Source organism: Actinomadura sp. WAC 06369 (assembly GCF_003947565.1).
In the GTDB taxonomy this organism is placed as follows: domain Bacteria; phylum Actinomycetota; class Actinomycetes; order Streptosporangiales; family Streptosporangiaceae; genus Spirillospora; species Spirillospora rifamycini.
This window is the reverse complement of sequence record NZ_QHJN01000006.1, coordinates 17,450-34,635: the sequence shown is the minus strand read 5'-3', so window position 1 is coordinate 34,635 and position 17,186 is coordinate 17,450. Positions and strand designations below refer to the sequence as shown.

The 17,186-nt window shown below is 75.1% G+C and carries 17 protein-coding genes and 1 riboswitch; of the genes, 6 read left to right on the top strand and 11 right to left on the bottom strand.

From position 1 onward, the window contains the following. Positions 1 to 123: 123 nt before the first annotated feature. Positions 124 to 1,308: an abortive phage infection protein gene (locus tag DMH08_RS02560; protein WP_125611415.1), complete on the top strand. Its 1,185-nt coding sequence runs from the start codon at positions 124 to 126 to the stop codon at positions 1,306 to 1,308. On the opposite strand, the gene DMH08_RS02555 is transcribed toward DMH08_RS02560, so the two are convergent. Next, complete coding sequence (locus DMH08_RS02555) at positions 1,272 to 1,916, bottom strand: TetR/AcrR family transcriptional regulator (RefSeq protein ID WP_026402043.1); 645 nt, start codon at positions 1,914 to 1,916, stop codon at positions 1,272 to 1,274. The two genes, DMH08_RS02560 and DMH08_RS02555, sit on opposite strands and share 37 nt — an antisense overlap. A 158-nt stretch (positions 1,917 to 2,074) precedes the next feature. Here DMH08_RS02555 and DMH08_RS02550 point away from each other — a divergent pair, with 158 nt between their 5' ends. Together DMH08_RS02550 and DMH08_RS02545 are read left to right on the top strand one after the other, a co-directional pair. Next, complete coding sequence (locus DMH08_RS02550; RefSeq protein WP_125611413.1) at positions 2,075 to 3,187, top strand: hypothetical protein; 1,113 nt, start codon at positions 2,075 to 2,077, stop codon at positions 3,185 to 3,187. Between the two features lie 50 nt (positions 3,188 to 3,237). Continuing rightward, positions 3,238 to 5,034, top strand: a complete 1,797-nt coding sequence (locus DMH08_RS02545) for a hydroxysqualene dehydroxylase (RefSeq protein WP_125611411.1) — start codon at positions 3,238 to 3,240, stop codon at positions 5,032 to 5,034. 85 nt (positions 5,035 to 5,119) lie between these two features. Here DMH08_RS02545 and DMH08_RS02540 read toward each other — a convergent pair whose 3' ends face one another. Beyond that, positions 5,120 to 5,749, bottom strand: a complete 630-nt coding sequence (locus DMH08_RS02540) for an HNH endonuclease family protein (RefSeq protein ID WP_026402040.1) — start codon at positions 5,747 to 5,749, stop codon at positions 5,120 to 5,122. A 323-nt stretch (positions 5,750 to 6,072) separates the two neighbouring features. On the opposite strand from DMH08_RS02540, the gene DMH08_RS02535 reads away from it, so the two are divergent. Next, the gene (locus tag DMH08_RS02535) at positions 6,073 to 6,495 is read left to right on the top strand and encodes a PPOX class F420-dependent oxidoreductase (RefSeq protein ID WP_026402039.1); all 423 of its coding nucleotides are present in this window, start codon (positions 6,073 to 6,075) and stop codon (positions 6,493 to 6,495) included. Between the two features lie 46 nt (positions 6,496 to 6,541). Here the strand turns inward: DMH08_RS02535 and DMH08_RS02530 are convergent, their stop codons facing one another. Both DMH08_RS02530 and DMH08_RS02525 read right to left on the bottom strand, forming a co-directional pair. Next, a complete protein-coding gene (locus tag DMH08_RS02530; RefSeq protein WP_026402038.1) occupies positions 6,542 to 7,408 on the bottom strand; it encodes a TIGR03620 family F420-dependent LLM class oxidoreductase in 867 nt (288 codons plus the stop codon). 94 nt (positions 7,409 to 7,502) lie between these two features. Further along, positions 7,503 to 7,967, bottom strand: coding sequence for a pyridoxamine 5'-phosphate oxidase family protein (locus DMH08_RS02525; protein ID WP_125611409.1), 465 nt, complete (start codon positions 7,965 to 7,967; stop codon positions 7,503 to 7,505). Between the two features lie 555 nt (positions 7,968 to 8,522). Here DMH08_RS02525 and DMH08_RS02520 point away from each other — a divergent pair. Beyond that, positions 8,523 to 9,320: an SAM-dependent methyltransferase gene (locus tag DMH08_RS02520; RefSeq protein WP_125611407.1), complete on the top strand. Its 798-nt coding sequence runs from the start codon at positions 8,523 to 8,525 to the stop codon at positions 9,318 to 9,320. 9 nt (positions 9,321 to 9,329) lie between these two features. On the opposite strand, the gene DMH08_RS02515 is transcribed toward DMH08_RS02520, so the two are convergent. The 3 genes from DMH08_RS02515 to DMH08_RS02505 form a co-directional block, all read right to left on the bottom strand. Further along, complete coding sequence (locus DMH08_RS02515; protein WP_125611405.1) at positions 9,330 to 10,013, bottom strand: TetR/AcrR family transcriptional regulator; 684 nt, start codon at positions 10,011 to 10,013, stop codon at positions 9,330 to 9,332. Between the two features lie 119 nt (positions 10,014 to 10,132). Further along, positions 10,133 to 10,777, bottom strand: coding sequence for a M15 family metallopeptidase (locus tag DMH08_RS02510; protein ID WP_233617362.1), 645 nt, complete (start codon positions 10,775 to 10,777; stop codon positions 10,133 to 10,135). A 3-nt stretch (positions 10,778 to 10,780) separates the two neighbouring features. Beyond that, positions 10,781 to 10,958: riboswitch (cyclic di-AMP (ydaO/yuaA leader) on the bottom strand. A 140-nt stretch (positions 10,959 to 11,098) separates the two neighbouring features. After that, a complete protein-coding gene (locus DMH08_RS02505; protein WP_125611401.1) occupies positions 11,099 to 11,716 on the bottom strand; it encodes a TetR/AcrR family transcriptional regulator in 618 nt (205 codons plus the stop codon). A gap of 93 nt (positions 11,717 to 11,809) precedes the next feature. Between DMH08_RS02505 and DMH08_RS02500 the strand changes: the two genes are divergently transcribed. Then, positions 11,810 to 12,754 carry an oxygenase MpaB family protein gene (locus tag DMH08_RS02500; protein ID WP_125611399.1) on the top strand — a complete coding sequence of 315 codons (945 nt, stop codon included), beginning with the start codon at positions 11,810 to 11,812 and terminating at the stop codon, positions 12,752 to 12,754. Positions 12,755 to 12,795: 41 nt separating this feature from the next. Here DMH08_RS02500 and DMH08_RS02495 read toward each other — a convergent pair whose 3' ends face one another. The 4 genes from DMH08_RS02495 to DMH08_RS02480 are packed head-to-tail and all read right to left on the bottom strand — an operon-like array spanning position 12,796 to position 17,118. Further along, the gene (locus DMH08_RS02495) at positions 12,796 to 13,845 is read right to left on the bottom strand and encodes an acyl-CoA dehydrogenase family protein (protein ID WP_125611397.1); all 1,050 of its coding nucleotides are present in this window, start codon (positions 13,843 to 13,845) and stop codon (positions 12,796 to 12,798) included. After that, the gene (locus tag DMH08_RS02490) at positions 13,842 to 15,014 is read right to left on the bottom strand and encodes an acyl-CoA dehydrogenase family protein (protein WP_125611395.1); all 1,173 of its coding nucleotides are present in this window, start codon (positions 15,012 to 15,014) and stop codon (positions 13,842 to 13,844) included. Before DMH08_RS02490 ends, DMH08_RS02495 begins: the two co-directional genes overlap by 4 nt. Then, the gene (locus tag DMH08_RS02485) at positions 15,011 to 15,952 is read right to left on the bottom strand and encodes an acyl-CoA dehydrogenase family protein (protein WP_125611393.1); all 942 of its coding nucleotides are present in this window, start codon (positions 15,950 to 15,952) and stop codon (positions 15,011 to 15,013) included. The genes DMH08_RS02490 and DMH08_RS02485 overlap by 4 nt, the downstream gene beginning before the upstream one ends. Next, positions 15,949 to 17,118: an acyl-CoA dehydrogenase family protein gene (locus DMH08_RS02480; protein WP_233617361.1), complete on the bottom strand. Its 1,170-nt coding sequence runs from the start codon at positions 17,116 to 17,118 to the stop codon at positions 15,949 to 15,951. The genes DMH08_RS02485 and DMH08_RS02480 overlap by 4 nt, the downstream gene beginning before the upstream one ends. Positions 17,119 to 17,186 lie beyond the last annotated feature (68 nt).

Below are 17,186 nucleotides of genomic sequence, written 5' to 3'. Positions count from 1 at the left end.
GCCGGGCGGACGCAAGGGCGCGGGGACCGTCACCAAAGTGGGCCGCGCCCGCATACTTCGGTCGCCGCGCCCTAGACGGATGGCGGACGATCCGCCCGGCCGCCGGATCGGAGACTGTCGCCCATGAGCAACGAACACGCAGGCAGGAGGCGGTTCCTGGCGGGCGCGGGCGCGCTCGGGGCCGCGGCGGTGGCCGGACGGGCCGGGATCGCACTCGCGGGGACCGGGGAGGCGGCGCCGTCCGGCGGACGGCGCGGGCTGCGGCATCGCGGGGTGTGCTACGCCGTCGAGGACGGCGAGACGCCGGAGACGGGGTGGGACGCCGCGCGGATGCGCGCGGACCTGCGGGTCATCGCCGGGGACCTGCACGCGAGCACGGTGTCGGTGTTCGGCGACGGCGTGCGGCGGCTCACGGCCACCGCCGAGGAGGCCGCCGACCGTGGGCTGCACGTCTGGCTCCAGCCCCGCCTCGCGGACCGGCCGCACGAGGAGATCCTCGACCACCTCGCCGAGACCGGACGGGCGGCCGAGCGGATGCGGCGCCAGGGAGCGCGCGTCCACCTCAGCGTGGGCTGCGAGTTCCTCCTGTTCGTGCCGGGGATCGTGCCGGGCGAGAGCGCCCTGGAGCGCATCGAGAACATCATGAGCGGCAACTACGACCCTGCGGAGACGGCCGAGCGGCTGCGCGAGTTCATCGCGCGCGCCGCGGCCACCGGCAGGTCCGTCTTCCGGGGCGCGCTCACCTACGGGGCCGCGAGCGACGAGGCGGACGAGAGCGTCGACTGGGGCCTGTTCGACCTCGTCTCCGTCAACTACTACGGGTACCACTCGGGACGCACCGGCTACGTGCGCGACCTGCGCCGGTACCGGCGGTTCGGCAAGCCGGTCGCGATCACCGAGTGCGGCACCTGCACCTTCGAGGGCGCTCCCGAGCACGGCGGGATGGGCTGGGACATCGTCGACTACGACAAGCCGCGGCCGGAGATCACCGCGGACGTGCGGCGCAGCGAGCGGGCGCAGGCCGCCTACCTGGGCGACGTGTTCGACGCCTTCGAGTCGATGGGCCTGTACTCGGCCACCATCTACAACTTCGTGGCGCCGGACTCCCCGCACCGGCCGCAGCGCCGCTTCGACCTCGACCTCGCGAGCTACTCGCTGGTGAAGCCGATCTGGGAGTCGCCGGAGCGGCCCGGGAACTGGCACTGGGAGCCGAAGGAGGCGTTCCACGCGATGGCGCGGCGCTTCGCGCGGGCGGGCGGCGCGGACGGGCGTCAGCCGGGCGCGGGCGGCGCGGGCGGGACCCCGTAGACCGTCAGCCAGATGGTGCGGGCGAGCGTGCGGGCGATCCGCTCGTCGCCCGCGCCCTCGTCGTGGTGGCAGTGCGCCGAGATGGTCCGTTCCACCGTCCAGATCAGCACCCGCGCGGTGGTCGGGGCGTCCAGCTCCGGGTCGACGGTCCCGGCGCGCAGTTCGGCGTCGAGGCGCGCCTGGACGACCTCGGTGAAGCGGCCCATCCGGTCGCGCCAGAAGTCGGCGACGTCGGGGTCGTACCCGGCGACCTCGCCCAGGGCACGCAGGACCCGGCGGTGCTCGCGGTAGGCGGCGATCATCTGCCGCATGGCGTGGGCCACGCCGTCGACGCCGTCGGCGTGGTCGGCCCGCCACCAGGTGACGGCCTCGCCGAACAGCGCCTCGACGGCCTCCTCGGCGAGCGCGATCAGCAGCCGGCTCTTGTCCGGGAAGTGCAGGTAGAAGGTGGACCGCGCCACCCGCGCGCGCTCGGCGATGCGCTGCACCGGCAGCTCGGTGTAGGGCGTGCCGTCCGCCATCATCTCCGCGGCCGTCCGCAGCACGCGGCTCCGGACGTCCTCGCGCCGCTCCCGGACCTTCCTGCGCGGCTGGGTGGTGGAGGCCATGACGGCAGGGTACCGGCGGCGGGCGCCGGCGGCCGGGGCCAGGATCGGACAGTGTGTCGACACACTGCTTGACAGCCTCTGGAGACCGAATCACACTCGGTCCACGGCTCGCCGGAGGGGGCCGGACGTCACGGGGGGCTCAGCCGAGGAGGCTCAACGTGGTACGCCGCTCCACCGCCCGCCGCTCCACCGCCCGCCGCTGCACCGCCCGCCGCGCCGCCGCGGCGATCGTGCTCGCCGCCGCCGCGCTCGTCCCGCTCACGGCCGGTCCGGCCGCCGCGCGGCCCGCGCCGGCCGACGCCGACTCCCGGATCCCGCGCACCGACATCGCCCGCTCCGACCTCACGCAGGTGCCCGGCAAGCTCGCCGAGCCGTCCGACGACGGTCCGCACCCCGGCTCCACGACCGAGTGGTGGTACGTCCACGTGATGGACCCCGCGACGCGCCGCACCTTCATCGCGATGCTGTTCACCGAGCCCGTCCCCGCCGCGCTGATCTTCTGGTATCCGGAGGAGGGGCCGAAGACGGTGCTGCCCGAGCCGGTCGCGAAGGTGACCGCGACGGACGGGCCCGTCGTGGAGAGCAGCGCGGGAAGCCTGGTGTGGGATCCCGGCCGAGGCGCCTACCGCCTGCGGTGGCACGGCCTGTTCGCCAAGGCGGACATCTGGTTCGAGGACGCGCTGCCGGGGGTGACGGGCGGGCCGATCGCCTACGACGGCCAGACGATGTACTGGACGTCGCCCGTCGCGACGAGCCGGGTGCGCGGGTGGCTCCAGCCGCCCGGGGCGTCGTCCCCCGTCAGCGTGACCGGATGGCGCGGCTACCACGACCACAACTGGGGCCGCTTCAACGTCGCCGACCAGCGCTACTCGGGATGGGAGTGGGGCGTCTCCCACGAACCGGACGGCTCGGCGACGCTGCTCGGCGGCGTGGTGAAGGGCGACGGGACCTGGCAGGGCGTGGTGGGACGGGTCACGGCCCGCGAGACCTACGGCTGCATGGCGACGATCGAGCTGTCGGACTGGCGGACGTCCGGGCTGTTCAGCTACCCGGACACGACCACGCTGTCCTGCCCGTCCTCGCTGCTGGCCACGCCGCAGGGGCTGCGGGGGGCGCGGCCGGGGATCCGCACGAGCTTCCACGTGGTGGACCCGTTCATCCTCGATTTCGGGCTGCTCGCGCTGCCCGAGTCGCTCGGCCGCACCGTCCCCGGATCGCTCGGCCTGATCGAGCACATCCGCACGCTGAAGGCCCGGCTGCCGCAGTCCTGACCGTGTCCCCGACCGGACGCGCCCGCCCCCGAACCCCCGAGGAGATCGCCATGAGCAGGCCGCACGGGCGTCCCGCCGGAACCGCTCCCCCGCCGTCCGCCGCCGTGTCGCGGCGCCGCGTCCTCGCCGGTTCGGCCGCCGCCGGCGCGGGCGTCCTGCTGCCCGCGCCGGCCGCCCGCGCGGCGGCCGGGCGGGACGGCCGGACGGTCGCCGTGCTCGGCGGCGGCATGGCCGGGCTGGCGGCCGCCCACGAGCTGGCCGAACGCGGCTTCGCCGTCACCGTCTTCGAGCGCAAGGCCCTCGGCGGCAAGTCGCGCAGCATCCCCGTCCGGGGCACCGGCGCGGACGGCCGCCGCGACCTGCCGGGCGAGCACGGGTTCCGCTTCTTCCCCGGCTTCTACCGGAACGTGCCGGACACGATGCGGCGCATCCCGTTCCCCGGCAACGCGAACGGCGTCCACGACAACCTGCTGCCGCTCACCGCGGCGCGGATCGCCCGCAACGGCGGCCGGTCCGACATCACCGTGCCCGAACCGGCGGCGCCCGGCGGCCTCGATCCGGAAGTGCTGCGGGAGACCGTCACCGGCCTCGTCGAGCAGGCCGCCGCCGTCCCGCCGGCCGAGCTGGCCCTGTTCGTCAACCGCTTCGTCGTCTACCTGACCAGCAGCGACGAGCGGCGGTTCGGCGAGTGGGAGCACGTCCCGTGGTGGGAGTACGTCCGCGCGGAGGGCGCGTCCGCGGACTACCGGACGATCGTGGCGCGGTTCCTGACGCGCGGGCTGGTGGCCGTCAAGGAGCGGATCGCCAGCACCCGGACGGTCGGCGCCATGGGCGAGGCGTTCGTGCTGTCGGGGCTCGGCCTCGGCGCGGACGGCGGCCTGGCCCGCATGCTGAACGCGCCGACCAACGAGGCGTGGATCGACCCGTGGGTGCGGTACCTGCGCGGACGGGGCGTGCGGTTCGCGGTCGGGCAGTCGGTCGAGGCGCTGGAGACCGGCGGCGGGCGCATCCGGTCGGTGCGGCTGGTGGACGCGGCGGGCCGCCGCCGGAGCGCCGCGGCGGACTGGTTCGTCTGCGCGGTGCCGGTCGACCGGGCCCGCGCGCTGCTCTCCCCGGCCGTCCTCGACCTCGCACCGGGGCTGGCGTCGTTGCGCGAGCTGCGCACCGAGTGGATGAACGGGCTCCAGTTCTTCCTGCGGCGCACGCCCGGCGGCATCGGCCAGGAGGTGAACTTCATGGACTCGCCGTGGCAGATCACCGCCGTCCTGCAGAGCCGCATCTGGGATCGCGACTTCCCCCGCGACTACGGCGACGGGGAGGTCGCCGACTGCCTCTCGCTCGACATATCCGACTGGGACACCCCGGGGATGCTGTACGGGAAGCCCGCCAAGAAGTGCACGAGGGCGCAGATCGCCGAGGAGTGCTGGGCGCAGATGAAGGACCATCTGGAGGACACCGGCAGGTCCGTCCTGCCCGACGGCATGCTGCACTCCTGGGTCCTCGACCCGGCGATCGCGTGGCACCCGCCCTCCGGCGGCAACGTCAACGACGAGCCGCTCATGGTGAACACCGTGGGCAGTTGGGAGCACCGCCCGGAGTCCCGGACCGCGATCCCGAACCTCTTCATGGCCGGCGACTACGTCCGCACGAACATCGACCTGGCGACGATGGAGGGCGCGAACGAGTCCGGGCGCGCCGCCGTCAACGCCCTGCTGGACGCGGCGGACTCCCCCGCCGCGCGCGTCCCGGTGTGGCGGCTCCACCGGCCGCCCGAACTGGACGGCCTCAAGGAGATCGACGCCCGGCGGTTCCGCGCCGGGCGCCCCAACCTCTTCGACACCCGGTGAGGCGGCCGGCCGTCCCTCGGCCGCGGTGACGGTCCGGGCCCCGGAACCCGGTGGCCGGGTTCCGGGGCCCGGGTCGCCGGCGCGCTCAGCAGGTGTCGAGCAGGCCGGCGAGGGCGTCGCGCTCCGCCGCGTCGACGGTGAGGCCGTACCGCCACTTCACGTCGATCCACGACCGGGCGTACATGCAGTGGAAGGCCGCGCGGGGCGGCGTCCACTCGGCCGGGTCCTGGTCGCCCTTGGACTGGTTGACGTTGTCGGTGACCGCCCAGAGCTGGGAGCTGCCCAGGTCGTTCGCGAACGTCCGGCGGCGGGACGTCGTCCAGCTCGACGCCCCGGAGCGCCACGCCTCGGCGAGCGCCACCATGTGGTCGATGTCGATGTCGGACGGCTGCCGCCACGTGGCCCCGTCGTAGGGGCTGTACCAGGAGCCGCTCGTGGGGTAGCAGTCCGAGCCGACCGCGACGTTCTCGCCGTCCCGCTTGAGGACGGCCTCGCGGGTGCTGCAGGAGTCGCCCTGGTCGATCCAGTGCGGGAACTTCTCGCGGTCGTAGCCGGTCATCGAGCCTTCGGCCCGGACGGTGAGTTCCGCGAGGTGGGTGCGGGCGGTGGTCTCGCCCGGAGGGGGCGGCGGGGCCGCCGAGGCGGGCGGTGCCGCGGCGACGAGGACGGCCGCGGCGGCGGCCGTCGCCGCAGCGGCGGCGGGGAGTCTTTTCATGGGAGACCTCTCGACGGGGGGTTTCAGCCGCAGCGTCTCCTAAGTCCGTTATGGACAAACATCAATGCGCAAAACGGGAAATGTCTGACCGTTAACGAGGCGTGAGCGACCTCGTGCGATGAGAAAGAAGGGGAATTCCAGCCCTCAGAACGGGCGAAATTCGGCCCGGCCGATATCCGGTCGGCGGGCCGGGTGGAGAGAAGGGGGCGCGGACCCGCGCCCGGAACGGCCGGTCACGCGGGCCGGGTGCCCGCAGGTGTCGGCGCGACTACCGAGGGTAGGTGCCCACGAGCCCGACGCTTCCGGAGAACGGGGAGTCCGCAATGTCGAAGCCGCCGCTGCCGCGGGAGGCCGGCGCACTGCTCGCCAGGCCCAACCCGTGCGTCATCGCCACCGTGCGCTCGGACGGCGCGCCGGTCTCCACGCCGACCTGGTACCTGTGGGAGGACGGCCGGGCCGTCGTCAACATGGACGAGGGCAGGGTGCGCCTCGGGCACCTCCGGCGCGACCCGCGGGTCTCCCTCACCGTCCTCGACCGCGAGGACTGGTACACCCACGTGACGCTCATCGGCCACGTCACCGAGATCCACGAGGACGCGGACCTGCGGGACATCGACCGGCTCTCCCGCCACTACACCGGCGAGCCCTACCCCGACCGGACGCGCGCGCGGTTCACCGCATGGGTCCGGGTGGACCGCTGGCACGGCTGGGGCAGGCTGAAGGACAGCGACCAGGCGTCGTCCTGATCGCCGTCCGTTCCGTCGCCGGTTCCGTCGTCGGTTCCGTCGTCCGTCAGCCGGAGAGCAGCGCGGGGGCGAGGCGGCGCCACGCGTCGCGCGGGAAGGCGTCCTGGTCGGCGGTGAGGACCTGGACGCAGACGTGGTCGGCGCCGGCGGCCCGGTGCTCGTCCACCCGGTTCTTGATCGCCTCCTCGTCGCCCCACGCGATGAGGGCGTCGAACAGGCGGTCGCTCACCGACTCCACGTCCTCGGACGAGAACCCGGAGCGCAGCAGGTTGTTGGCGTAGTTCGGCAGCGACAGGTAGCCGCGCAGCCAGCCGGTCCCGATCGCCCGCGCCTCGTCCCGCGTCCCGCACAGGATCGCGGTCTGCTCCGGGAGGACGAGCGGGCCGTCGCCGAGCGCCTCGCGGGTCCGGCGGGTGTGCTCCACCGGGACGAGGTAGGGGTGCACCCCGCGGCTCCGCTCCTTCGCGGTCTGCTGCATCTTGGGGCCGAGCGCGGCCAGCACCCGGCTCGCGGCGGGCACCGGCGGCTCCGCCGCGTCGAGCCCGTCGAGGAAGGACGTCATCGCGGCGAGCGGCCTGCGGTACCGGCCGGCCTCCTTCGCGTCGACCAGCGGGGCGTGGCTCACCCCGATGCCCATCAGGAAGCGGTCGCCGTGCGCGGCGGTCAGCGACGCGTGCGCGGCGGCGGCGTCCGCCGGCGCGTGCATCCACAGGTTCAGGATGCCGGTCGCGACGACCGTCCGGTCGGTCGCCTCGAGGAGCCCGCCGACCGCGTCGAACAGCGGTCCGCCGACGTCCGGGATCCACAGCGCGGCGTACCCGAGCTCCTCGAGTTCCGCGGCGGCCTCCGCCGCCTCGCCGCGGTCGCCGTACCGCAGCTGCTGACTCCACACTCCGACGCCGGAAATCTCCACGTCACCCATCCCTTTCGGTCGCGGTCGTGATGATCACGCTACTCGCGCGCGGCCGCGGCCCGGGCGGTCGCCCCCGCCGCGCCGGGGGCGCCGGTCAGGCGAGCCAGCGGCCGTCGCGCATCAGCTCGCGGCCGCGCAGCTCGTTCTCCTCGCGCCAGGCCAGGACGCGCCGCGGCGCGACGCGGAACCAGCGGTACGGCGCGGACTGCGCGCGCGGGTCGAAGCCGGTCCGCGCGGCGAACCGGTCGGCCCGCTCCCGCGGCAGCGCGTCGATCTCGAGGACCTCGACCTCGCCGTCGATCACGGTCACGTCGCGGGTGGGCCCGAGGCCCAGCCGGACGGTGCGGGACGCGGCCAGGTTCCGGCCGGTGCGGCTGTCGCGCGGGGTGGCGAGGGTGAGCCGCTCCCCGTCCCAGTCGAACGACAGCGGCACCAGGTGCGGCAGGCCGTCCGGCGACGCGCTCGCCACCCAGACGTCGACGTCGCGGGCCAGGCGGTGCTCGGTGTCGCGGCGGCGCTCGGCGCGGGAGCGGAAGGCGGCGGTGGACGTGCTGGTCATGGTCACTCCTGGGGTCGGGGCCCGGCGGGCCGGTCGTTCGCCGTGGCACCAGCATGTCGCGGCGGGCGTCCGGGCGCCTCCGTGCCGACCACGGAAAGGGCCACGGACGGACGGCACGGAAAGCGGGCCGGACGGCGGGGCCGGTCAGCCCTCGCCGCCCGTGCCGCCGTGGGACGCCCCGACGGGCTCGGACTCGGGCGACCCGCGCTGCCGCAGGAAGAAGAACAGGGACAGGCCGTTGCCGTAGAGGAACCCGGCGATCCGGCCGCGCCCCTCCGGACCCCACGCGCGCCCGCGCCCGGTCGCCCCACACCTCGGCCCCGGCCGCCTCGCTCCCCGCGAGGCCGAGCCGCAGGATCTGCCGGTCGCACCGGGCGCCGGCCGTCTCCAGCCCGTCGACCGCCCGCGGGACGAGCGCGGCGCGCACCAAGCCGGCGGCGGTGCGGTGGTACGCGACCGGCCGCGAGGAGTTCCGTCCGGACAGGACCAACGGAACGTTTCGCCGATACCCTTCCGGTAAATGATCACACCGGCTCCCGCTAGGAAGCGACCTTCATGACCGAGAACCCCCCAGCGGACCTGCGCACCGACGAGCCGCATCCGGCCCGGGTGTACGACTTCTACCTCGGCGGCAAGGACCATTTCGCGGCCGACCGCGCCTTCGGCGGGCAGGTGCTGCAGATCTGCCCGCAGCTGCGGCCGCTGGCGCGGGCCAACCGCAGGTTCCTGGCCCGCTCCGTGGCCCTGCTCGCGCGCGAGCACGGCGTCCGCCAGTTCCTCGACCTCGGCACCGGGCTGCCGACGTCGCCCAACCTGCACGAGGTCGCGCAGGGCGTCGCGCCCGAGTCCCGCGTGGTGTACGTCGACAACGACCCGATCGTGCTCGCCCACGCCCGCGCGCTGCTGACCAGCCGTCCGGAGGGGGCGACCGCCTACATCGACTCCGACGTCGCCGACATCGACCGCATCGTGCGGGAGGCGGCCCGGACGCTCGACTTCGGCGAGCCGGTCGCGGTCAGCGCGCTGGCCCTGTTCCACTTCCTGCCCGACCCCACGCCCGCCGAACTGCTGGCCCGCCTCCGCGACCGGCTCGCGCCGGGCAGCTTCCTGACGATCAGCCACGTGCTCCCGTCCCTCCAGGACGTCGCGACGGCGTACCAGGGGACGATGGGCCTCGGGACGCTGCGCGACCGCGACCAGATCACCGCGCTGTTCGCCGACTTCGAGCTGCTGGAGCCCGGCCTGGTCGACCCGTTCCGCTGGCGGCCCGAGCTGGACCCCGCCGAGCGGGAGCCCGGCGACGAGATCGAGGGTCTGGGGGCGTGCGGGGTCGCCCGCAAGCCCGGGAGGTGACCCGGCGGCTCACCGCGCCCGCGGGCCGGCGCCCCCGTCCTCCGCTCCGGTCCTCGCCGGTGTGATCGCGCGGAGGCAGAACGCCGTGACGCGTTCCACGTCGCCGTCCGTGGGTTCGGTGCCGCCCCACACGTAGTCCGCGAGCAGGCCGAAGGTCGCGTGGGCGGCGAGCGAGGCGTCGAGGAGGGGGTCGTCGCTGCCGAGTTCGCGGAAGGGGCCGGGCAGCAGTTCGGCGAGGCGGCCGCTGGCGACGGGCGGTTTGGAGCCTGCCAGTTCGCTCAGCGCCCCCGCGTTCCACAGGACCGCGCGCGTCGTGGCGGCGATCTCCTCGCGGGCTTGGGTGAACACGCCGCCGACCCAGGCCCGCACCCGCCGCTCCGGGGTCGGCTCCTTGGCCATCCGGTGCGCGACGTAGCCGTGCAGGCGTTCGGTGCCGTCCTCGAGCAGCGCGGCGACCAGCGCGTCCTTCGAGCGGAAGTGGCGGTAGAACGCCTCGTTGGACAGCCCCGCGGCGCTCACGATGTCCGCGACGCGCGGGCGCGACGCCGTCCCGCGCTCCCGCATGACCTCGAGCGCGGCGTCGAGGAGGCGGCGCACCTCGCCGGCGTAGGCCGCGCCCCGCTTGGCCAGGGTGCGCCGGGCGATGCGGTCCGCGACGTCGTCCGACCGGCCGGGAAGATGATTCTCGCTCACACGAATGGGATTCTTGCACCGGGCGGGGCGGGGCGCAACGCCCGCCCGCAGCGCTCGGGGGCGAGCGGGCGGGCCGCCCGCCCCCGGACGTTCGGCGCCCCCGGGGGCACCCCGGGAGGTCAGTCGTTCTGGCCGACGTCGAACTCCCAGTGCCAGGGCTCGTACGGGTTGCTGTAGGCCCAGGCCGGGTGGATCCAGCCGTACTCCTCGGCGTTGTCCTCCAGCCACTCGAACTGCGGCGTGCCCTCTTCCTCGACGCCGCCGCACAGGTCGGCGGCGATGCCGAGCCCGTGCTTGCTGTTGCCGGGCGCCGCGGCCATGCCCGCGGGCATGCTCGCGTACAGCTCCGCCTGCCGCTCGTAGCTCCGGTAGGAGCTGCGGACGCACATCTCCTCGCCGAACCGCTCGTGGTAGGCGGCGTTCAGCTCGTAGAACGCGGCGGCGGCGTCGGCCCGGAGCGACTCGTCCTCCTGCGGCAGCGGGCACAGCTCCTCGTCCGGGATGCGCCCGTTGCCGTGGTCGAGGTCGGCGGCCTCCTTCGGCTTGCAGTCGGCCGGGAGCTTCGGGGGGCCGCTCTCGCGCTCCTCGGGGGCCGCCGACGGCGCGGCGCGGTGCGCCGAGAGCGCCGCGGCGCGCCGGTCGCCGCCGGGGTCCTCGTCGCCGCCCGACGACGCGAGGGCGAGGGACCCGGCGAAGATGCCCGCGAGGGCCATGCCGGCCAGCGGGGCGGTGACTTTCGTTGAAATGGCGTGCCGACCTATCACGGCTACTCCTTCCATGCCGCCTACCGGGTTAGCTGACGGATTCGGGCATGGAAGACGCCCTACGGCGCCTCGTGGCGAGGCGCCGATTCACCCCTGCGAAGCGACGCGGACCGGCCGGTCCGGGCGTCGATCGCGCTGGTTCCCCGGCTCCGCGCGGACGCGGACTCGGCGTCGCCGCCGTCCCCCGCACGCACGCGCGCCGGGGTGACGCGGACACTGATCGATGGTCTGGGCGCCCCTCCGGGCGCCGATGTGGGCATGACGGTACCAAAGCCCCAAAAGACCGCAAATGGGAGGCCAAGTCCGCCCCACCGGCGGCGGTCAGCCCCGCAGGTAGCCGATGACGAGGTCGGCGAGCTCGTCCACCATGCGCTCGTGCGGGACGGGCGGGCGGTCGAGCACGTACCGCACCGAGACCGAGCCGACGATCTCGGTCAGCATCCACAGCGTCGTGTCGACGTCCAGGTCCTCGCGGAAATCGGACCGGTTCAGCAGGAGCTGGACGCGGACCAGGTCGGTCAGCCGCCGCTGGAGCCCCGCGAGCTTGTCGAACGGGCCGAGCCGCGGGATCTGCTCGACGATGATGCGCAGCAGGTCGGCGTGCTCCTCGAAGAGCCGGATCTGGACGTCCAGGAGGGCGCGGCCCGCGACCGGCCACGGCTCGGTCATCGTGGCGTCGATCTGGGCGCCGAGCCGCTCGGTGAGGTGGTCGGCGAACCGGTCGACCACCGCGACCATGATGGCGTCCTTGTTCGGGAAGTACTGGTAAAGCGATCCGTTGCTGATCCCGGCGGCCGCGGCGATGCGGTTGGTGGACGCGCCGTCGTACCCGCGGTCGGCGAGAACGCGAGTGGCGGCGTCCAGGATCCTTTCGACCGTGCGGCGCGACCGGTCCTGCCGGGGGACCCTCCGGGGCGTCAGTCCAGGTGGGCGGCTCATGCGGCACCTCACAGCGAACGCGACTTGTAAGCGACTACTTATTCGCGTTCAACTTATCCCGTAGCCCCCTGCGCGCGGAAGGAAGACGAGGAGATGACGACCGAGCAGTTGACGACCGGGCGGTCGGCGACCGAGCAGCCGGCGACCGGGAAGATCGTCCCGGCCGCGGAGCGCGGCCGAGAACCGGTCCCCTTCGGACCGGGCTCGATCCTGTGGGACACGATGGGCCTGTACAGCTCCGCGGTCGCGGGCAACAGCGTCTTCATCCTGCAGACGATGCACCCGGCGATCGGCGCCGTGGTGGACCGGCTGTCGAGCTTCCGCACCGACCCGGTGGGACGCGCCATGCGCAGCTTCGCGTCGGTGCAGACCTGGGTGTACGGCGGGCAGGAGGCCATCGACGAGGGCCGCCGCCTCCGGGAGATGCACAAGCCGCTCAGCGCGGTCGACGAGGACGGGAACCGGCACCACGCGCTGTCCGCCGAGCCGTGGGCGTGGGTGCACCTGACCGGCTTCTACGCCGCGGTGACCGCGTCCCGCTACTTCGCGCCGGAACCGATGGGCGACGAGGAGCAGCGGCGGGTCTACGAGGAGTTCCTCGACCTCGGCCGCATCCTGCGGGTGCCCGAGCGGATGTTCCCGGCGACGGTCGCCGACTACTGGGACTACTTCGACGACATGGTCGAGAACACGCTCGTCCCGCACAAGGTCGCCCTCGAAGTCCTCGGCAGCATGGACAAGGTGCCCCCGAACGTCCCGGCGCGGCTGCGGCCGATGGTGGCGCCGCTGAGCCTCGTCGGGGGCAGGCTCGGACGGCTGATCACGGTCGGCACGCTGCCGCCGGCGGCCCGCGACAAGCTCGGCCTGTCCTGGTCGGCGTCGGACGAGCGCCGCCTGCGCGCCGTCGCGGCGGTCATCGGCCGCGGCACGCCGCTGCTGCCCGAGCGGCTCCGCTACATGCCGATCGCCTACCGGGCGCGGGAGGCGGCGCGGGCGCAGGAGAAGCTGCGCAAGGTCCTCGCCGACCGCCCCCTCTGACCGCCCCGCCCACCGCCCCGCCCACCGGGCCGGCCGCCGCGTCACGCGCGGGCGTAGCGTTCGGCCAGGCGGGCGCGGTGCCGCGCGGGCGTCCCGAACAGGGAGCGGTTGAGGGCCGCGCGCTTGAGGTACACGTGGACGCCGCTCTCCCACGTGTACCCCATGCCGCCGTGCAGCTGCATCGCCTTTCCCGCGACCTCGACCGCGGCCGCGCAGGCGTACGACTTCGCCATGGCGGCGGTGACGGCGGCGTCCGGCCCGCCGTCCGCCGCGACCGCCGCGGCCACCAGTTCGCGGGCCACCGACACCCGGACGAGCATGTCGGCGCACGCGTGCTTCACCGCCTGGAACGACCCGATCGGACGGCCGAACTGGCGCCGGGCGCCCGCGTGCGCGACGGTCGCGTCGAGCATCGCCTCGGCGAGCCCGAGGCTGTCGCAGGCGACGGCGACGGCGGCGCGGTCGCGCAGCCGCCGCGGCGCGTCCGGGACGCGGTAGCGGTGCACCGCCCCGGGCCGGACGGCGACGCCGTCGGCGGTCACGCGGCCGAGGCTGCGGGTGGCGTCGAGGACGGGGCGGTCCTCGATGCCCAGGTCGGCCGCGGCGACGTCGACGACGACGGCGCGGCCGTCCGGGTCCAGGGCCGGGACGAGGACGCGGTCCGCGGCGGCGGCGTCGAGGACGAACCCGGCCGAGCCGTCCAGCCGCGGCCCACCGCGCGGCCCGTCCGTGACCCGGAACGCCTCCGCGCCGTCGATGCCGTCGGCGTCCATCGCGACGACGGGGACGGCGGTGCCCGCGACGGTCTCGCGGAGCAGCCCGTCGCGGGCCGGGCCCGGGCGCAGCAGGCCGAGCGCCCCGATCGCGAGCGCCGCGACCGACGGGTACGGGCCGGGCGCGGCGGCCCGGCCGATCTCCCGCAGGACGACCGCGGCCTCGGCGAACGTGCCGCCCGCGCCGCCGAACGCGGCGGGGACCTCCAGGCCGGTCCAGCCGGCGGCGGCGACGGCGCGCCAGTCCGCCCGCTTCGCGAGCAGCCCGGACGCGGACGCGCGCAGCTCGTCGTGGAACTCGGACAGGTCGGCGGTCATCGGCCCTCCCCCGGTTCGCGGGGCAGGCCGAGCCCGCGCTCGCCGATGATGGTGCGCTGGATCTCGCTGGTGCCGCCCGGGATCGTCCACTCCCACGAGGCGATGAAGTCCAGCGGCCAGGCGCCCGACTCCCACCCGCTCGACAGGGGTTTGCGCAGGTCGGTGTGGCCGGTCAGCCCGGCTGCCTCGGCGCCGAGGTCGGTGATGCGCTGCAGCAGCTCGCTGTAGAGCAGCTTCACGATCGAGGCGTCCGCCGGGCCGGGGCCGCCGCTCGCGACCAGGTTCGCGCAGAGGGCGCGCAGCCCCGCCAGCTCGGTCTCCAGGGCGGCGAGCCGGTCCGCGGTCGGCGGGTCGTCGAGCGCGCCGGTCCGCCCGCACAGGCCGACGAGCCGGCGGAAGCCGCCCGCGAGGCGTTCGGCGAGTTCGAGCATGGTCATGCCGCGTTCGGCGCCGAGGGTCCGCTGCGCCACGCGCCAGCCCCCGTTCTCGGGCCCGATCCGGTTCGCGGCGGGGACGGCGACGTCGTCCAGGAAGATCTCGCAGAAGTGCGCCTCGCCGGTGGCCTGCCGGGTGGGGCGCACCTCGATGCCGGGCGTCCGCATGTCCATGAGGAAGTAGGAGATGCCGTGCCGCTTCGGCGCGTCCGGGTCGGTGCGGGCCAGCAGGAGGCACCAGTCGGCGTGCGCGGCGCCGCTCGCCCAGCACTTCTGCCCGTTGACGACGTAGGCGTCGCCCTCCCGGCGCGCGGACGTCCGCAGCGCGGCGAGGTCGGATCCGGCGTCGGGCTCGGAGAAGCCCTGCGCCCAGATCTCGCCGTCGAGGATCGCGGGCAGGTGCCGGCGGCGCTGGGCGTCGGTGCCCGCCGCGAGCAGCGTGGCCGCCGCGTGGTGGATCGCGACGAACGCCAGGACGAGGCGGGGCGCGTCGTGGGCGGCGAGTTCCTCGTAGAGGACGGCCTGCTCGGCGACGGGCATCCCGCCGCCCCACGCGGCGGGCCAGTGCGGGACGGCGTACCCGGCCCGCCGCAGCTCCTGGAACCACTCCTTCTGGAAGGCGGCGAACTCCTCGTCGGGGACGCCGGTCTGGGCGCGCCGCCAGTCCTTCGGGACGTGGTCCCGGCACCAGTCGCGGACGCCCGCCCGGACGTCGTCGAGGCGGGCGGCCGTCACCGGTCGCCGCCCGGGAACAGGCCGGTCAGGCCCCGGCGCCCGATCCGGCGGGTCAGCCGGTCCGCGGTCGCGGACGGGCCGAGGGGCAGCCGCCGGATCGGGCGGCTGTAGCGCGACAGCCACGACAGCGGGGACTCGTCGCAGAAGCCGACGGCGCCGTGCAGCAGGTGCGCGGTGCGGAACACGGCGTCGGCCGCCTCCAGCGCCGCGAGCCGCAGCGCGAGGGCGTCGTCCAGCGCTTCCGGCAGGTCCGCCTGGACGCTCCACAGCGCGTACTTCGCGAGGGCTTCGACGCCGCTCCGCTCCACCTCGGCGTCGGTGAGCCGGAACCGGACGCCCTGCTGCTCGGCGAGCGGCCGCCCGAACTGCTCGCGGGCGAGGACGTGCGCGCGGGTGAGGCCGACCGCGCGGTCGAGCATCCCGAGGAGCGTCCAGCACGGCAGGATCAGGCCGAGCGCGACGTCGCCCGCGCCGTCCGCGTCGAGCGGGCGGAGGTCGAGCCCGGTGACGAACGCGGACGCGCGGGGCCCGCCGGCCGGCGGGAGGGGGGCGGCGGCGCCGCGGCGCCCGTCCAGCGTCACCGCGGTCCAGCGCAGGCCGAGCCCGGCCGCGGGGGCTTTGGGGGCGGCGCCGGCGACGACCGCGAGCGCGTCGGTGTCCAGGTCGGCGGGGCGGGCGAGGCGTTCGGCGACCGGGTAGGGGACGGCCCAGTGCCCGGCGGCGCGGCACAGCGCCGCCGCGGCTTCGAGGTCGGCGGGGTCGCGGCGCGGTTCGAGGTCCCACGCGCCGAGGGCGTCCAGCACCGGCGCGACGCGGTCCGCCCGGCGGGCGGGTTCGCGCTCGGCGTCCCGGACGAGCGCGTCGCCGCCCGCGGCCCCGAACGCGCGGACCGCCTGCCGCCCGTACTCGGCGGCCTCCTCGCTCGGTTCGGTGTTCACGGCGCCGCCAGCAGTGCGCGGGCCAGCAGCATCCGCTGCACGTCGATGCTCCCGGAGGCGACGGTCGAGGCGTGCGCGTACGTCCGGTGGTCCTCGACGGCGCGGCGGAACCGCGCGGCCTCGGCGTCCGCGCCCGGGTCGCCGTCCGGGGCGGGTTCGGTGCACTCGGCGATCTCCGCGAGGACGTCGGCGCTGTCCTGGTCGAGCCGGGTCACGGCGATCCGGTAGGCCGCCGCGTCGGCGGGCGCGACCCGGCCCTCGTGCTGCACGGCGACGACGCGGTAGGCGAGCAGGCGGGCGCGGCGGCAGTGCGCCAGCATCCGCGCCCACCGCACCCGCAGCTCGGCGGGCAGCTCGTCCCAGGCGTCGCCGAGGACGCGCGGCGCGGCCTGCAGCAGCCGCTCGCAGCGCGCGTAGCGGGCGATGCCGACCCGTTCGAACGACAGGACCTCCTGGACGACCGCCCAGCCCTCGCCGGCTTCGCCGAGCACGGCGCCGGGGCCGACCCGCACCTCGTCGAGGAACACCTCGTTGAGGTGATGCGGGCCCAGCAGGGCGCCGATCGGGCGGACCTCGACGCCGGGGGCGCCCATCGGTACGAGGAAGATCGTCAGCCCCTGCTGCCGCCGTTCGCGGCGGGCGGTGCGGGCGAGCAGGAAGCACCACTGCGCCATGGTCGCGTAGGAGGTCCAGACCTTCTGGCCGGAGATCACCCAGTCGTCGCCGTCGCGCCGGGCGGCGGTGCGCAGCGCCGCCAGGTCGGACCCGGCGTCGGGCTCGCTGAAGCCCTGGCACCAGACGACCTCGCCGCGGGCGATCGGCGGCAGGTGGGCGCGGCGCTGCGCCGCGGTGCCGTGCCGCATGATCGTCGGTCCGACCCAGTTGACGCCCATGTACTGGGCGCCGCGCGGTTCGTGGTGGGCCCACATCTCCTCGCGGACGACCGTCTGCTCCCAGTGGGAGGCGTCCCGCCCGCCGTACTCGGCGGGCCAGGCCGGGCAGAGCAGGCCGCGCTCGGCGAGCAGGCGGCAGAACTTCTGGGCGGTCTCGAGGTCCGCGGGGTCGTCGGTGAAGGCTCCGAGGTAGCCGGGCGGGACGTGCCGCGCCACCAGCCCGCGCAGCTCGTCGCGGAGCGCGGCGGCGGCCGGCCCCATCGTGAAGTCCATGCCCGTACGGTAAGTTAACCTTATAAGGATTGCAATACTCGCAATCCAGTGCCGGACACTATACTCGC

Excerpts from the sequence above, each read along its gene's own strand:
- DMH08_RS02525 (WP_125611409.1), bottom strand. The coding sequence starts at position 7,967 with ATGACCAGCACGTCCACCGCCGCCTTCCGCTCCCGCGCCGAGCGCCGC.
- DMH08_RS02500 (WP_125611399.1), top strand. The coding sequence starts at position 11,810 with ATGACGACCGAGCAGTTGACGACCGGGCGGTCGGCGACCGAGCAGCCG.
- DMH08_RS02555 (WP_026402043.1), bottom strand. The coding sequence starts at position 1,916 with ATGGCCTCCACCACCCAGCCGCGCAGGAAGGTCCGGGAGCGGCGCGAG.
- DMH08_RS02520 (WP_125611407.1), top strand. The coding sequence starts at position 8,523 with ATGACCGAGAACCCCCCAGCGGACCTGCGCACCGACGAGCCGCATCCG.
- DMH08_RS02480 (WP_233617361.1), bottom strand. The coding sequence starts at position 17,118 with ATGGACTTCACGATGGGGCCGGCCGCCGCCGCGCTCCGCGACGAGCTG.
- DMH08_RS02505 (WP_125611401.1), bottom strand. The coding sequence starts at position 11,716 with ATGAGCCGCCCACCTGGACTGACGCCCCGGAGGGTCCCCCGGCAGGAC.
- DMH08_RS02560 (WP_125611415.1), top strand. The coding sequence starts at position 124 with ATGAGCAACGAACACGCAGGCAGGAGGCGGTTCCTGGCGGGCGCGGGC.
- DMH08_RS02495 (WP_125611397.1), bottom strand. The coding sequence starts at position 13,845 with ATGACCGCCGACCTGTCCGAGTTCCACGACGAGCTGCGCGCGTCCGCG.
- DMH08_RS02545 (WP_125611411.1), top strand. The coding sequence starts at position 3,238 with ATGAGCAGGCCGCACGGGCGTCCCGCCGGAACCGCTCCCCCGCCGTCC.
- DMH08_RS02540 (WP_026402040.1), bottom strand. The coding sequence starts at position 5,749 with ATGAAAAGACTCCCCGCCGCCGCTGCGGCGACGGCCGCCGCCGCGGCC.
- DMH08_RS02535 (WP_026402039.1), top strand. The coding sequence starts at position 6,073 with ATGTCGAAGCCGCCGCTGCCGCGGGAGGCCGGCGCACTGCTCGCCAGG.